At 63.4% G+C, this 14,580-nt stretch carries 14 protein-coding genes and 1 pseudogene; 5 read left to right on the plus strand and 10 right to left on the minus strand.

What is annotated here, in order from left to right; genetic code table 11:
• Window positions 1-57: 57 nt before the first annotated feature.
• Window positions 58-1,117, minus strand: a pseudogene (locus NKH71_RS20305) (D-TA family PLP-dependent enzyme).
• 145 nt (window positions 1,118-1,262) lie between these two features.
• On the opposite strand from NKH71_RS20305, the gene NKH71_RS20310 reads away from it, so the two are divergent.
• On the plus strand, window positions 1,263-1,949 hold the full coding sequence (locus NKH71_RS20310) for a D-lyxose/D-mannose family sugar isomerase (protein ID WP_023674428.1): 687 nt from the start codon (window positions 1,263-1,265) through the stop codon (window positions 1,947-1,949).
• A gap of 751 nt (window positions 1,950-2,700) precedes the next feature.
• On the opposite strand, the gene NKH71_RS20315 is transcribed toward NKH71_RS20310, so the two are convergent.
• The 6 genes from NKH71_RS20315 to NKH71_RS20340 are packed head-to-tail and all read right to left on the minus strand — an operon-like array spanning window position 2,701 to window position 8,654.
• Window positions 2,701-3,567, minus strand: a complete 867-nt coding sequence (locus tag NKH71_RS20315) for an RDD family protein (RefSeq protein WP_023717217.1) — start codon at window positions 3,565-3,567, stop codon at window positions 2,701-2,703.
• Window positions 3,554-4,585 (minus strand): stage II sporulation protein M, encoded by a 1,032-nt coding sequence (locus NKH71_RS20320; RefSeq protein WP_352895301.1) that lies wholly within the window; start codon window positions 4,583-4,585, stop codon window positions 3,554-3,556. Before NKH71_RS20320 ends, NKH71_RS20315 begins: the two co-directional genes overlap by 14 nt.
• On the minus strand, window positions 4,582-5,892 hold the full coding sequence (locus tag NKH71_RS20325) for a DUF58 domain-containing protein (RefSeq protein WP_352895302.1): 1,311 nt from the start codon (window positions 5,890-5,892) through the stop codon (window positions 4,582-4,584). The genes NKH71_RS20320 and NKH71_RS20325 overlap by 4 nt, the downstream gene beginning before the upstream one ends.
• Window positions 5,889-6,845, minus strand: coding sequence for an AAA family ATPase (locus tag NKH71_RS20330; protein WP_352816007.1), 957 nt, complete (start codon window positions 6,843-6,845; stop codon window positions 5,889-5,891). The genes NKH71_RS20325 and NKH71_RS20330 overlap by 4 nt, the downstream gene beginning before the upstream one ends.
• Complete coding sequence (locus tag NKH71_RS20335) at window positions 6,832-8,031, minus strand: DUF4350 domain-containing protein (RefSeq protein ID WP_352789671.1); 1,200 nt, start codon at window positions 8,029-8,031, stop codon at window positions 6,832-6,834. The genes NKH71_RS20330 and NKH71_RS20335 overlap by 14 nt, the downstream gene beginning before the upstream one ends.
• Entirely contained in the window at window positions 8,028-8,654 is a 627-nt protein-coding gene (locus NKH71_RS20340; RefSeq protein ID WP_352789668.1) for a DUF4129 domain-containing protein, read from the minus strand. Before NKH71_RS20340 ends, NKH71_RS20335 begins: the two co-directional genes overlap by 4 nt.
• A 149-nt stretch (window positions 8,655-8,803) precedes the next feature.
• Here NKH71_RS20340 and NKH71_RS20345 point away from each other — a divergent pair, with 149 nt between their 5' ends.
• Entirely contained in the window at window positions 8,804-9,586 is a 783-nt protein-coding gene (locus NKH71_RS20345; RefSeq protein WP_023717223.1) for a hypothetical protein, read from the plus strand.
• 60 nt (window positions 9,587-9,646) lie between these two features.
• On the opposite strand, the gene NKH71_RS20350 is transcribed toward NKH71_RS20345, so the two are convergent.
• Genes NKH71_RS20350 through NKH71_RS20360 form a run of 3 tightly spaced genes read right to left on the minus strand, consistent with a single transcriptional unit; the run spans window position 9,647 to window position 12,386 of the window.
• Window positions 9,647-10,423 carry an N-formylglutamate amidohydrolase gene (locus tag NKH71_RS20350; protein WP_352789665.1) on the minus strand — a complete coding sequence of 259 codons (777 nt, stop codon included), beginning with the start codon at window positions 10,421-10,423 and terminating at the stop codon, window positions 9,647-9,649.
• Window positions 10,423-11,742 (minus strand): type I glutamate--ammonia ligase, encoded by a 1,320-nt coding sequence (locus tag NKH71_RS20355; protein WP_352789662.1) that lies wholly within the window; start codon window positions 11,740-11,742, stop codon window positions 10,423-10,425. Before NKH71_RS20355 ends, NKH71_RS20350 begins: the two co-directional genes overlap by 1 nt.
• Window positions 11,739-12,386 carry a cysteine hydrolase family protein gene (locus NKH71_RS20360; RefSeq protein ID WP_352789660.1) on the minus strand — a complete coding sequence of 216 codons (648 nt, stop codon included), beginning with the start codon at window positions 12,384-12,386 and terminating at the stop codon, window positions 11,739-11,741. Before NKH71_RS20360 ends, NKH71_RS20355 begins: the two co-directional genes overlap by 4 nt.
• Window positions 12,387-12,538: 152 nt before the next feature.
• Between NKH71_RS20360 and NKH71_RS20365 the strand changes: the two genes are divergently transcribed.
• The 3 genes from NKH71_RS20365 (at window position 12,539) to NKH71_RS20375 (ending at window position 14,542) form a co-directional block, all read left to right on the plus strand.
• On the plus strand, window positions 12,539-13,261 hold the full coding sequence (locus tag NKH71_RS20365; protein ID WP_352789657.1) for a LuxR family transcriptional regulator: 723 nt from the start codon (window positions 12,539-12,541) through the stop codon (window positions 13,259-13,261).
• An 83-nt stretch (window positions 13,262-13,344) separates the two neighbouring features.
• A complete protein-coding gene (locus NKH71_RS20370; protein WP_352789654.1) occupies window positions 13,345-13,998 on the plus strand; it encodes an acyl-homoserine-lactone synthase in 654 nt (217 codons plus the stop codon).
• Window positions 13,999-14,014: 16 nt separating this feature from the next.
• The gene (locus NKH71_RS20375; protein WP_352789651.1) at window positions 14,015-14,542 is read left to right on the plus strand and encodes a hypothetical protein; all 528 of its coding nucleotides are present in this window, start codon (window positions 14,015-14,017) and stop codon (window positions 14,540-14,542) included.
• The last annotated feature ends 38 nt before the right edge of the window (window positions 14,543-14,580 follow it).

Genomic DNA, 14,580 nt, shown 5'->3' on the forward strand with positions numbered 1-14,580 from the left:
CCTCCGGCGTCCGGAAAATTCTATACATTAAAGCCTCCGCACGCGCTCCGGGCTGGTTCACCCCATACGCCCGCGCGCCTTGACCGGCAGCGTCTCGATCACTTTCTCGCCTTCAATCAGATGCACCTCGTCGAACAGATTGGTGACGACGCAGCAATGGTCGGGCACGACGCGCACGCGCTCGCCGATGCCAAGCTCGGCGCCGCCCGAAAGCGTGACATTGCCGTGCTCTTCGCTGAGGCTGGTCACCCTTGCGCCTGAAATGCCCAGCAGCTCGCCGAAATCGGCGAGCCCCAGCGTGTCGCTGGACAGCGCCTTGCTGCCGGCGTCGAGGATGGCGCGTGTCGGCGTTGGACGGCTGACCACCGTCGACAGCACCGTCAGCGCGCAATCGTCGAGGCTGCCGACGCCTTTGGCGACTTGGTAGCGGTCGAGATAGATGTAGGTGCCAGGCCGGTATTCGGTAACGACGGAATGCTCGCCCGAGCGCCACATGTCGGGCGTGCAGCCGCTGGAGATACGCTCGCAGGCAAGGCCGGATGCGGCAAGTGCTTGCTGCGCATCGGCGAGCCACGCCTCGGTCTCTGCGGCGCGGCCCGCCCCCGGGTAGGTCATCAAGCCGCCGAAGACGAGCCCCCGGACCTTGTCGATCTCGCTCGCCAGCGCGACTGCCTCGCCGGCCGACTGCACACCGCAGCGGCCCATGCCGGTGTCGCATTCGACCAGCACCGGCAGGCGGTGGCCGGGATCGGTAAAGGGTGGCGGCAAGTCCCATCAGCGTGTCCATGCTGTCCGTTGTCACCGACAGTGTTACGCGGCCGTGCAGCGCCTTGAGGCGCTCCAGCTTCGCCCGCCCGAGGATATTGTAGGGCAGAAAGATGTCGGTCAGGCCGGCGTCGGCCATGATTTCGGCCTCGCCGATCTTCTGGCAGGTGATGCCGACGGCGCCGGCCGCGATCTGCTTTTTTGCCCAGTAGGGCAGTTTGTGGGTCTTGATGTGCGGCCGGAGTTTCAGCCCGTGCCGGTCGGCATGGGCCTGCGCCCGCGCGATGTTGGCTTCGGCGCGGCCGGCATCGATCAGGATCGCCGGCGTATCGAGGTCGTCTATGCTGCGCATGGTCTCACCATCGGAAAATTGGTTGACCTTATGGCCCTGATCGGACCGCATGTCATGGGGCCAGCGACAGCAGTTTGCATCGACACCGAATTGACGTTCGGCTATTGCGTTAGCGCTCGCAAAGCGACGGGAAGGAACCACGATCATGAAACGCTCCGCCATCAACGACATCATCCGCGACGCCGACGCCTTCATCCGCTCGTTCGGCTACATCATGCCGCCCTTCGCCTACTGGAGCCCCGAAGAGATGAAGGCGCGCCGGCAGGATTCGTCGGCGATCTTCTCCTCCCGGCTCGGCTGGGACATCACCGATTATGGCCAGGAGAAGTTCGACGAGCTCGGCCTGTTCCTGTTCACCGTCCGCAACGGCCGCTACGAGGACATGAAGAAGGGCATGGGCATGCTCTATGCCGAGAAGATCATGATCTCGCGCAAGGACCAGCTGTCGCCGATGCACCGCCACAACATCAAGGCCGAGGACATCATCAACCGTGGTGGCGGCAAGCTGGTGCTGGAGCTGTTCATGCATGATCGCGATGGCGGCATCGATCCGAAGGCCGAAGTATCGGTGCCTGTCGACGGAACCATCCACAGGCTGCCTGCGGGTGGGCTGCTGAAGCTCGACCCAGGCCAGAGCGTGACGCTGCTGCCGGGCGTCTGGCACGCCTTCTGGGCGGAAGGCAAGGACGTGCTGATCGGCGAGGTTTCGACGGTCAACGACGATCTCACCGACAATGTCTTTCGCGAACCAATCGGCCGCTTCGCAGACATCGACGAGGACACAGCACCGCTGCACCTGTTGGTGTCCGACTACGAGAAGTGGGTGGGATAGGGCAGGGTGGCGAGGAACACTTACGCTCGAGAGTGAAGGTCCTCGGCAATCAGCCGCTTCTGTCGCAAGTCGACCCGAGTCGTTGTGCACAGCTGATCCAGCGGCATTTTGACGTGGGCCTCGTCAAGCGGGATTAGCGCGTAGTAATTGCCCTCGCCGGGCTGTGGGATTGGCGCCGGGGCCGACTTGTCATCGTCAGGATCGACTCGTGAGGCGGCAATGATGACGCCTCGGGAATCGTATACCGCGTGAAGCGCTATTGGCATGGCTTGGCTCCTCAGGGAGAACTTATCGCCGCGAATCTTATTTGCATATCGTCTGATACGTTCGTCTGTATTACCTCGGTCTGGCCTGACTCGTCGATGTAGGTATACAGGCTTTCCCAGCGCAAAGTGGCCGTGCGAAGGACGACCGCCGCACGTACCGAGTATCCCCAGTAGGCATCGCCTGTTCCGAGTTTCCAAAACCACACCATTTGGCTGCCAGCTCGTTGGAAAGTGGATTGAGTGACGAAAGTGGCCAAGGAAGTCTCCTTGCAGCTTGATTTCCGTAGAACCTGGAACTCTCGAGGAGTTTTCTTGCAACATCCGCTTGCGACTTCCAGAGGATAGGGAACACGAGCACCCTCGGACGGATAGGCATTTCAACCCCGCGAGACTGAATTTGCGGGAGAAGATGGCACCGGTCAAGCGTCAATCTTCGGTGGCAATGGGCTGCTGCGCACGCTTTTCGTGCATTTCCACTCCTGAGTCTAACGCTGATGCTTGTCGGCCCTGCGGTTGCCCAGCAGCAGCTTGCGTTCGAGATGCGCCCGCAGCTCTCCGTAATACGCCGTCAGGAACGCGCGTGCGTCATGGGCTTGTGGTGCTGCGCCGATCTTGCGTCCGATCGTTTCGGCCACCGTCCGCAACGCGAAATAGTCGTCGCGGCGCAGCACTTCCTCCAGCTTGTGGAGTTCGGCAATTCCGTACGCGTCGAGCTGGGCGTGGCTGAATCGGAACGCACCAGTGCCTGCATCCTGCCGGGCCGACAGATCTTCCAGCAAGGCGCGCTTCGGTGCCTCGACCACCCAGGTCCCCGCCAACAGGTCGCCGATCCGCATGCGGTCTCGATTGAAGAGCGGGAACAACGCAAACAGCAGCGTCCACACCAGTCCGAACACCGTCGTCAGCGTGTCGGCAAGGTCGGTGCCGCTGCGTCCGACGATGATCGACAGCGGCAGGAACACTTCGATCTCGCGCATCAGGTTGCGGGCGATGACCTGGTCGATCGACAGGCCGTCTCCGCTGCGCGATGCGACCCGGATGCCGACGATCCGCTTGCCGGGCGTAGCCGCGCGCCGGCCCGCTTCGAAGACGATGAAATAGGCGTTGCGCAGAAAGAAGATCAGGATGATCCAGACGACGAAGAGCGGCTGAAACCCCTCGCTGCCAAGGCCTCCCGCCCCGAACAGTGCGACGATCGTGATCACGATTGCAGCCACCGCGATGAACACGATGTCGAGGAGGAAGGCGGAGGCCCGCGTGCCGGCGTCGGCCAGCCTTATCCGAAGATCGACGCCCTCGGGCGTGATCAGCGGCCGTATAGCCGCGAAGGCGGCGCGCCTACCGATCGCCATGCCGCACCATCCGGAACAGGTAGAAGTAACCGATCCACAGCGCCAGCATGCCACCGCCAATGGCGTAGCGCGTGACGTCGCTGGTGATGGTCTGCCTGCCAATGCCCTCGAGCAGCCCGGCAAACAGCAGCATGACCGAGACCCCGACCATAGCATTCGCGGCGATGCGTCCGGCACGAGCCGCTGCCGCCATGCGTGTCAATTCGCCGGGAAAGGCGATGCTGGTGCCGATGCGCATGCCGGCCGCGCCGGCCAAAGCGATTGCGAACAATTCGGTGGTGCCGTGGATGGCCAGCCAGCCGCCGAGCTCCATGCCAAGTCCCTTGGACCAATAGACTTGGAACAACGCACCGATCATGCAGCCGTTGAACAGCATCAGCAGCACCGTCGGCACGGCGAAGGCAAAGCCAAGGGCGAAGGCCAGGATTGCGACCTGGACGTTGTGCGTGAACAGATAGGCGGCAAAGCCTGAGAGAAAGCCATTGTCGCCATCATAAAGCATGCTGCGCAGCAGTTCGGCCGAGGCATCTGGACCGCGGCCCCCTGCCAGGCTGGACGGGATGATCGCGTCGAACCAGCTCTTGTCGGATGCCACCAGCCAGGCGCCTGCACTAATGCCGATCACCATCAGCGCGACCGAAACCAATGTCTCGCGCCACAGGTCGCGAATGGCTTCGGGCCAGTCGTGCAGGAAGAAATCGGCGAGGCGCTGCCGCAGCCCGCGACGTGCGCCGTAGAGATAGAAATAACCGCGCAGCGACAGCGCTTCGAGATAGGCGACCAGCGCGTTGTCGAGCGAGGTCGCCCGCGCCACCGAAAGGGAAGACAGCGCCGATCGATAGAGTAGGGGCAGCGACAGCAGCTCCTCTTCGGAAAGCGTGCGCGGCGCACGCTTCTCGACACGCGCCAGCAGTGCCTCGAATGCTTTCCAGTCGGCCTCGCGCTCGCGGCGAAAGCTGGCCAACGACTGGCGTACCGCGTCGCCACGTACCGCACTGCCGGGTACTGGCGCCGTCACAACAGATCCTCCTGCTTGAACTGCAGATAACGCTCGACCAGCGCGGGACCCAGCCGGTTGTGGTTGGCTTCGATGACATGCGCCCCGAGCAGCCGCAGCCGGCCGATGACGACCTGCCTTTCGCGCAAGAGCCCTCCGGCAACGACCGCGCGGGCAACGTCCTCGCCGGAGCGTGGCGGCATGTCGGCCAGGCCCTCCAGTTCGGTATCCTTCATCAGCATGAACAGCACCAGATGCCGTTCGGTGAGCCGGCCCACGGTGCGCAGCATCAATTCGGCACTGATCGGATCGACGAAATCGGTGAAGATGATGACCAGCGAACGGCGGTCGAGCCGCGCCGCCAGCGTCGTCAGCGCCAAGGTGAAGTTTGTCTCCTCGCTGGAATAGTCGATCTCGGCGGCCCGTTTCTGGATCATCGCAAAGCTGGCGGGGCCGCGTACCGCGCCGCTCGAAACGCGCGGCCTTGCATCGAAGCCGAACAGGCTGACCATGTCGCCGCCCTTCAGCGCGATGAATGCCGAGAGCAGGGCGGCCGTCACCGCCCGATCCACCTTCGGCACACCGTCGACCGGCTCGCACATCAGGCGTCCGCTATCGATGGCCAGCACGATATTGTTGTTCTCCTCGATGCGGAACTCGCGCGCCAAAAGCTTGCCGTGGCGGGCGCTGCGCTTCCAGTCGATCATCCGCCGGCCCATGCCCGGCTGGTAATCCTTGAGCGCGTCGAACTCGCGGCCTTGACCGGCGCGGCGCTGCGCATGGCCTTCGGCAAGCGCCGCATGTTGCAGCAGGGTGATCGCCTCGCCGCGGGCGCTGCTGACGTCGGGCAGCACCGCAACCTTGCTTTCCACCGGCAGCACCACCTGGTTCCAGACCAGCCCGAACGGCCCGCGCCAGCGCACCCAGAGACGGTCGAAGCTGGCGACGCCGCGTCGCAGCGCCTGGAAGCGAAGGTCGAGCGACCCGCCTCCGGCCGTCGGCCGCAAAGTCCCACCGCTGCCGTCCACCGGCGCCAGCCGCGCATCGTGGCCGACGCGAGCCTCCGCGGCGCGCGGCCGGCCCGAATGACGGGCTGCAATTTGCACGCTGAACTCGCCGCCGACACCGACCTGCTGCGGCGCATCGATGCTGGCATTCAGCGATGCCCGTCCGCGTCCGGCCGCGGCATCCACCGCCAGGAAGGCAAGCAGCAGGCAACTCCACAGCAATCCCAGATACCAGAATGACGGCAGCGCCAGCGCGACCAGGAAGGCCGGCACCGCGCCGGCCGCTGCTGCCCACACCGCTCGGCCGCTGGGATAGATCAACGTGGTGCTTCCGTCTGGTCGACCAGGTCGGAGACGATCTGCTCGACCAGGCGGCCATCGATCTGGGCGGCAGGCGAAAGGATGACGCGGTGGCGCAGCGCCGGTATCGCCAGCGCCTTGACGTCGTCGGGGATCACATAGGCGCGTCCGTCCAGCGCCGCCCGGGCACGAGCCGCCCGCGCCAGCATGGCGCCCGCGCGCGGGCTGGCCCCCACTTCCAGATCGGCATTTTCGCGCGTAGCCCGAACCAGCGCCGCTATATAGCCGACGACATCGTCGACGAGGGTGACGGAGCCGACGGTTGCAAGTGCCTCCTGCAGCGTCTCGCGGTCCGTCTGCGCCTCGATGCCATATTGCGCGATGTCGTGCGAGGCGGAGCCGCCGCCGTGATGGACGATGATGGCTCGTTCTTCCTCGGGGCCGGGATAGCTGACGCGGTGCTTGAACAGGAAGCGGTCGAGCTGCGCCTCGGGCAGGGGGTAGACGCCCTGGTGCTCGATCGGATTCTGGGTCGCGACGACCATGAAGTTGCGGCCGAGCGAATGCGTGGTGCCGTCGAACGTGACCGCATGTTCCTGCATCGCCTCGAGCAGTGCGGCTTGCGTCTTGGGTGGCGTGCGGTTGATTTCGTCGGCAAGCAGGAGATCGCAGAAGATCGGGCCGCGCGTCAGCGTGAACTGCCCGGTCTGGAAGTTGTAGATGTTCGACCCGACGATGTCGCCGGGCATCAGGTCCGGTGTGAACTGGATCCGCCCGTAGGCGACCCCAAGCGCTTGGGCGAAGCAGCGCGCGGTCATTGTCTTGGCCGTGCCGGGAGGGCCTTCGAGCAGGATATGCCCGCCTGCAAACAAGGCGGTCAGCATCAGGTCGACCGTATCGTGCTGCCCGCTAATCGCCTTGGCCACTTCTTCCCTGATCCGTGTCGCCAGGGCCTTCACATCATCGACGTTCACCGAGCCTCCTTGCTGTCCAGTCGTGCAGCCGCTCAGCTGCCTGTTGCATCTGCGCCAAGTTCTTGGCCTCGCCGGCGGCTTGCGAGCGCATCGTGAAGCCGCCAGCTTGCTCCTTATCGCGAGAGTCGAGCCAGTGGTCGAGCGCTGTGCCTTGCAACCCTTGCGGTGCCCCGAGCAGCGCGCCGGCGCGCACCCGCATCAAGGCCGCATAGCGGCTTCCCAGCTCGTCCAGCCGGCCGGCACGCCGCATGAGCATCGCCGTCGTATCGACCAGCGCACGCTTGCCGAAAGCAATTGCACGCTGGTCGGCACGCGGCGGGCCGAATCGGCCGAGGCCATGCAGGAACGCCAGCGCCGCAGCGACCAGGATCGTCAGTGTCAGCGCCAGGAAGGGCGGCTCGACCAGAAGCTTGGCCAGATCATACTTCCGCCCCGCGCCGTGCAGCGTCAGATCGAACATCACCGGCCCGTCGTCCGGCTGGAGCAAGGCGATCAGCCCGAGCGCCGCTGCCGCCTTGTCGGGATCCTTGAGGGCGGCGTTGTTGATCAGGTCGGGGTCGGTCAGGATATAGAACGGCTTGTTCTCCACTTGCGTCAGGACGGCCTGGCCTTTGCCGGCTGCAATGACCGGGTGTTCGTCCGCTACCCACTGCAATTCGTCCGGGGTGTTGACGAGCTGGCCCTCGATGTCGAGTTGCTTTGGCGTACTCTGGCCAGCACCGATCTTTGCATCGGCGATCCGGCCAAGCCATTCGTTCACCACCGAACCGGGCAATCGCCCGAATTTCATATTCCAGCCTTCGTGCTCCTGCAGCGGCAGGATCTGCCATTTGGGCAGCACGAAGAGCGTGTTCTGGTCCTGACGAAGGTTGAGGATGTGGTCGAGAGCCTCCGGATCGCTGTCGGGCGAGATGGTGACGATCAGCAGCATGTCGGTGCCGAGATCGTCCTCGGTCCGCGCCATGAAGGGCGGTTCGCCGGTCAGCTTCTGCCATTCCGCCAGACCGGCGTAGCCGACGCCGCTTTTCGACAGCGGCGTGGCGCCGCCATTGCCGGGTTGCCGGAAATCGGGGGCATAGGTGGACAGCAGGAAGAAACCGGCAGCCGCAAGCAGGCTGGCGAAAATCCCCCAAAACAGTGTCTTTCGATTGAACGGCTCCTGCGCCTCGACCGCCGGTGCGCTCACGTCCAGGCATCCCGGAAGGCGAAACGTTCATAGGCGCCGCGTGCTTGCCGCCAGCCTTCCGCGCCGACCGGCCGGCGCGCGAACAGCGCCGCCTCGACAATGCGGGCGATCTCGGTAAACGCATGGCGTGCCCTTCCCGGCAGGGAAGGGGCATTGGCGATGTCGCGCGCGGTGAGCGACGGGCGGAGGAAGTCCGGCAGCCGGCCGGCAATATCGGCGACGCTGCGCCGAAGCAGCAAGTGAACCGCCTCGTCATAGTCGCCGCGCGCGGCCAGCGTGTCGGCTTCCGACAGCAGGACCTGCGCGGCGCCGGCGTCGGGGCGCCAGGTCTCTTCGGCCTCGGCCTCGGGCCGCGCGCGCTGCCACGGCAGGCGCCAGGCGATGCCTTTCACCTCGAGGAAGACCACAAGCAGGATGATTGCGGCGCCTGATATCACCGCCCCCCAGAACAGATAGATCATGTAGGGACCGAGCGATGACAAAAGATCCAGCAGCGGCTTCAGCCAGTCGGGCGGCTGGGGCGGCACATAGGCCGGCAGGTCGAACTGGATCGACTCATCGGCGATCAGCTGCTTGTGCAGATTGGTCAGCCATTCGGCTTCCGCTGTGCCTGGCTGTGCCACCGTCACCCGCTCCCCTGCAACCTGCAGTTCCCAGCCGACACTGACAATGCAGCACAAGAATTGCAAGTGGGCTGGACGCCCACGGTTAATCTTGGCAGAATTGCTATTAGGGCGCCGTGATACTGTTACGGCGAAACACGGGGGGAATCATGGCTTCAACGACACTGGAACGGCCTGAGAAATTCGAGATCGGCAGAGTGTTCAACAACAGCTTCGCCGTGATCGGCCGCAACATCGGCTTATGCCTTGGGCTCGCGCTGCTGTTTTCAGGCTTGCCGGCGATTATTCTTCGGCTGTGGAGCCAACCGCAACTAGATGCGGTTCTGCAGGGCGACCCCGGCGCCGCGGCCGATCCCTCGATGATGTTTCAGAATTCATGGATTACGGTTATTGCGGGATTGCTATCCTTCGTTTTCGCGCTGCTGCTCCAGTCGGCGCTGGTGCGGGCAACGATCGAGGACTTGAACGGCAAGCGGCCGACCTTTGGCGACTGCATTCAGATAGCCATCCGCAATTTGCTGCCGACCCTTGGTATTGGCCTGCTCGTCGGCCTGGGTGCGGGCCTGGCGTCGATAGCTTTGCTGGTTCCCGGCATCATCTTGTGGCTCGGATGGTGCGTGGCGGTGCCGGTTCTGATCCAGGAGCGGCTTGGCGTGTTCGGTTCGATGTCGCGCAGCCGTGTCCTGACCAAGGGCAACCGCTGGCCGCTATTTGGCCTTTTCCTGATCCTGATGGTCATCGCGATGGTCATTCAGTGGGTGATGCTGGCAGTCATCGTCATGTTTGGCGGGATCATTGCCGATGTGGCGGCAGCCTTGGTGTCGACCGTGCTGTCGATGGTGCTGTCGGTCGCCACGGCGGTCAGCTATGTCGAGCTGCGGCAGGTCAAGGAAGGCACCAGCGTCGAAGAACTGTCGCAAATCTTCTCCTGAGGACGGTGGAGGCTTTTCACCGGCTGGCATCTTGCGTTGCGGCCGAGCAGCCGAGCTCGGTCACAACGCCTTTGTCTGTGCCGGCAACGCTGCTGCCAGGCGGTGCGCCCATTCCTCGATGCCGGAGCGGCCCGCCAGCAAATCCTGCCTGATCTCGACGAGGACGGCGGGAATGCCGCGATCGTCGCCATGGACCGGTATGGCGTAGTCGCCCTCGCGGCTGATCACGTAAGGCTCGTTTGCCGCGACGTTGAGCCCGCTGCCGGCGCCCAGGCCGGCAAGCACTGCCTGGCCGAACTCGATTGCCAGGTCGTAAAGCACGCCGGCGTGCCAGGGCCGCGCAATGCCGAGAAAGACCGGCGTGAAGGAGTGGATCGTCGCGATCCGCGTCGGTCTGCCCTGCTTCGCCCGGTCATCGAGATGGGCGGCCACGCGGTCATGAAACGGCGCGAACATGATTTGGGCACGCCGGCTTCGCTCCTCCGGATCGAGGCCGACATTGCCGGGGATGCCGGTGTCTTCCGACAGCACCGGAATACTGCCGCTGGAACCAAGCGGCCGGTTGAGATCGATCAAAAGCCGCGAATAGGAGCTGAGGAAAGTCGGAGCATCGAGCAGCTTCGACAGAGCGCGGGTGAGTTCGGCGGCGCCGATATCCCAGGCGATATGGCGCTGCAAATGGCTGCTGTCGAGACCGAGCCGCGCATACTCGGCCGGAATATGATTGGACGCGTGCTCGCATATCAGGACGATATCGGAACGCCCCGTTTCGTTGATTGCTTCGACCGCGGGTGGCCAACCTTCCGGTAGGATGGCGTTGGCAACCGGCGCAGCCATCAATAGAGCGTCCGGTAGAGGTCGCAGACCGCCACTGGATCAAGCCCGGCAAGGCGCTCGGTCTCATGCCGCTTGAGGCCGACAAAAGTCTCGACGAACACCGGCGCGAACCATCCTGTCACGGTCTTGTCGGCGAGCAGCGCGTCGAGCGCCGCCGGCAGCGTTTCCGGCAGCCGCACGAGGCCAAGCTTCTTGCGTTCGGCGGCGCTCATCTGCGTCGGGTCGCCGGTGACCAGCGGCGGCGCCGGCAGCTTGGCTTTCAGCCCCTCCAGCCCGGCGCGCACGATCGTCGCCAGCGACAAATAGGGATTGCCGGTTGCGTCGGCTGCCCGGTATTCAATGTTGTACTGCCGCGCCGGATCGCGCCCGCCGATGGTCACCGTCGGGCAGATGCGCAGGCTCGCCTCGCGGTCGCGGTCGGCAAGCCAGGTGTAGGACGAGCTCCAGCTGTGCGGCTTCAGCCGGTAGTAGGACGACACGCTCGCCGCCGTCATGGCGGTGATCGCGGGCAGGTGGCGCAGCACGCCGGCGCAGAACGAAGCGGCCGGGCTGGAAAGGCCGCCCGGCTGTGCCGGATCGTAGGTCGCCGGCTTGCCGGCCGCGTCGACGAAGCTGAAATGGATATGGACGCCGTTGCCGACGGCATCCGGCGCGATCTTGGGCGCGAAGCTCGTCCGCCAGCCGGCACATCGCGCGACTTCGCGCGCGATCTCGCGGATGGCGACCGCCCGATCGGCCGCGGCGAGCGCATCGGCTGGCTCGCATGTCACCTCGAATTGGTCGGTGCCGAATTCGGCGATCACTACTTCCGGTGCGACGCCGGCTTCCGCCAGCGCCGCCATCAGATTGGCGGCAAACGGATCGGCGCGGCGCAATGCGGCCAACGACATCGAATGAGCCGGCCCAAAGTCGCCCTCGATATGGAATTCATGCTCGAACGCGGCGATGACGGAAAGCCCGGTCGCCGCCTTCAACTCCGCCAGCGCATCGCTCAGCATGGTCCGCGTGCAGCCAACCCACGGGCTGCCGTCGAGTTCGACGATGTTGGCGGCGACCATATCGAAGGGCGTCGCCGATCCGGTCAGCGCCGTGCGAAACCGCGCGTTGAGATCGGGAATGAGACGCACATCGCCGGACGAACCCCACGGATTGGGGTCGACGATGGAGTTGAACGGTGTCAGCGACAGATTGGCCTGCAGCCAGCCGACGCCGGTCGCGGCGATCTTCTGCAGCTTGCTTTCGACGACGGAGCGGCCGCGCGTGATCGCCGAAAGGTCGGTGGTGACGACGGCAACGAGCGGTTCGACGGTCGATGTCATGTAGCTTTTCCCAAGGCTTCGAAACGGGCAGTAATGATGGCGGTGTCGGCGATCCAGCAATAGCCGCCGAACGCCTCGAGCGCGCCATCATGGCGCTCCTGCGAGGCGGCGGCGCAAGCGTCCGATACGCAGGTGACGAGGTAGCCGCGATCGGCGGCATCGCGCACCGCCATGTCGACGCACTGGTCGGTCATAATGCCGGCGACGATCAGGTAACGCACGCCGAGGTTTTTCAGGACATAGTCGATGTTGGTCGAGTTGAAGACGCCCGACGATGTCTTCGGCAGCATGATCTCGTCGCCGACCGGCGCCAGCGGCGGCACCGGCAGGCCCTCGGGCCGGCTCGGCGCAATGTGTATCGGCGTCAGCTTGTGGTCGAGCGAGCAGTCGCGGCCGTCTTCGGTCAGGCTCTGGATGATGGTATGGATCACCTCGACGCCATTGGCCCGCGCCGCCGACAGCAGGCGCTCCTGGTTGGGGATCGTCTGCGACGCCGTCTGCCGGTAGAAATAGTGATCGGGACCGCGCTCCGGATGCGCCGGATCGGCGCCGGGCTCCAGCCAGACCCGCTGCATGTCGACCAGCAGCAACGCGGTTTCGCCGGCCCGGAACGGCTCGTTTCGTTTCGGCAATGCTGGAGTCATGCTTTCTGGTCCTGTGTTGCTGATCACAATCCGGCTGATTTAGCTGATTTTGGTCCACGCGTCCTGCATGGCGGACACACTTATTGGGAGTATTCGAAGTCGCTAATTTGAGTTAAACTTTGTTTTCGGGCGTGGAGACGGGGGTCTCTGTGATGATCGATTCAGACGTGTTCGACTTTGTCGAACGCTGCAGGAAACACACAGCTACCGGGCCGCTGCTGAGCGACCTTCTCGATACGGTGAGGAATCTCGGCTTCGAGCACCTTATCCTGAGCGGGGTTCCGCTCAGTGGCCAGAAACTTGCACCGATGGTTGAACTGAATGGCTGGCCGGCCGGCTGGTTTGAACGCTATGTCGAGGCCGAGCATGCCGCGGTCGATGGTGTTTGCATCTACTCGGCAAAGACCCTGAAGCCGTTCCTTTGGTCCGAAGTTCCGGCAAAGTGGTCGGATACGGAAGGTTCAAGACGTGTCGCCGGCGAGGCGACGGAGTTCGGCATCTGTAGCGGCTTCGCTGTGCCGATGCTCAGCATTCACCATTGGCAGTCCGTGCTGTCGTTCGCCTCTTCCGCGAAGTCCTGCAATCTCTCGCCACGCCATCAAGTGCAACTGGTGACCATGGCGGTCTATGCCGGCATGTCGATCCAGGCCTTGGCAGATGATAATGATGACGATGAAGGCGTCCTGACCGACCGCGAGAAAGAGGTGCTGCTCTGGGCCGCGGCCGGCAAGACCTCGTCGGAAACATCCCAAATCCTTGGTCTGACCGAGCGCACGGTCAAATGGCACTCCACACGAGCCAGGGAAGCGTTTGGGGTTGCCACGACCACGCAAGCGGTCGTCGAAGCGGTGCGCCGGCGCCTGATCCATCCCTGAACGCGTCAACTGTCCCATCGGACAGGTGACGTATATTAGCGCGACTGCGAGTATCCCTTTGAGAACGATCGGGGGATCGCGCCATGATAACGGCCCACGTAGTCAACGCGCATAACAAGCATCTCTACGAAAACGAATTCGACGAGTTTCTGCGCCGGCGGCACGATTTCTTCGTGCATCAAAAACGCTGGCGCCCTCCGAGCCCGGATGGTCGCGAACTGGATCAATTCGATACAGACGCGGCGACATACCTGCTGGGCATTGAAGACGATCGCGTAGTGACTTCGGCTCGATTGATCCCAACGAGCGAGCCGCACATGGTCTCGGAGGTTTTTTCTCACATGTGCGAAAAATCGGGCGTCCCAAGACGTCCCGATTGGGCCGAATGGACCCGCACATTCGTCGTTCCCGACAAGCGAACTGCCGGACTGAGGGGTACGCTGACGCAGCTGTGCTGCGCGGTGATGGAATACGCACTCGACGAGGGCCTCAGCGCCGTCGGCGGCGTCCAGGAAACCTACTTCATGCCGCACCACGGCGCGCTCAAATGGCGTGCCGAGCCGATGGGCATGGCCAGGGAAGAAAACGGCGAATGGTACATCGTCGCGTATATCGAAGTGAACGAGGCGGCGCTGGCGAGTGTTAGGAAGATACTTGGGATTGATCATTCGCTGTTGGTTCGTCGCGGAAAGCAGCTGCCGTTTGCTGAAAAAAGACACCTGCGGGCCGTTGTGTAAATAAGAGGAACATAGAATGCGTGTCTGCCTGCACCGAGCATCAATATTTGGTTTTTTGGCAACGATGCTACTTGCCATAAATTATTTTGAAATTAGCGAAACTCCAGCTCTGGCGGCTGAGAATTTCGGCCAAGAGCTAAGTGGCAAGTGGACGTATCGAAGTTTTCATAATAATCCCGCCCTTGTTACAGATGATGACAAAACCGCTTTGTCGATTTTTTTTGCCGAAGCCACTTTTACGTTTAACGTCGGTGCCGATAGTTTATTGACTGGCGCGCTAGATTGGCAAGGCGGCGGGTTGGATCTTCAGGGGACCATCGAGCCTGGTGGACCAGCCGGGCCTTTGACTGTGCAGATCGTTGGAACAGGGCGGCCAGGCACTCAGACTGAGAATTGGGAATACGACTATTTCGGCTATTTGGCTCACTCGTGGCCAAACGGCGTTGCCCAAGTCCCGGCGCTCGTGGGCAGTGTTTTGAGAGCAAAGCCGCATAACGGTGCACCAGCTGGATATGCTGCTTCTTTCATAGCCGTCAAGCAGTGAGTCCATAACCGAGAAGTGGCGAGTTGGAGGCAGCACCT

Origin of the sequence: Mesorhizobium sp. M0983, assembly GCF_040318975.1 — a bacterium.
In the GTDB taxonomy this organism is placed as follows: Bacteria; Pseudomonadota; Alphaproteobacteria; order Rhizobiales; family Rhizobiaceae; genus Mesorhizobium.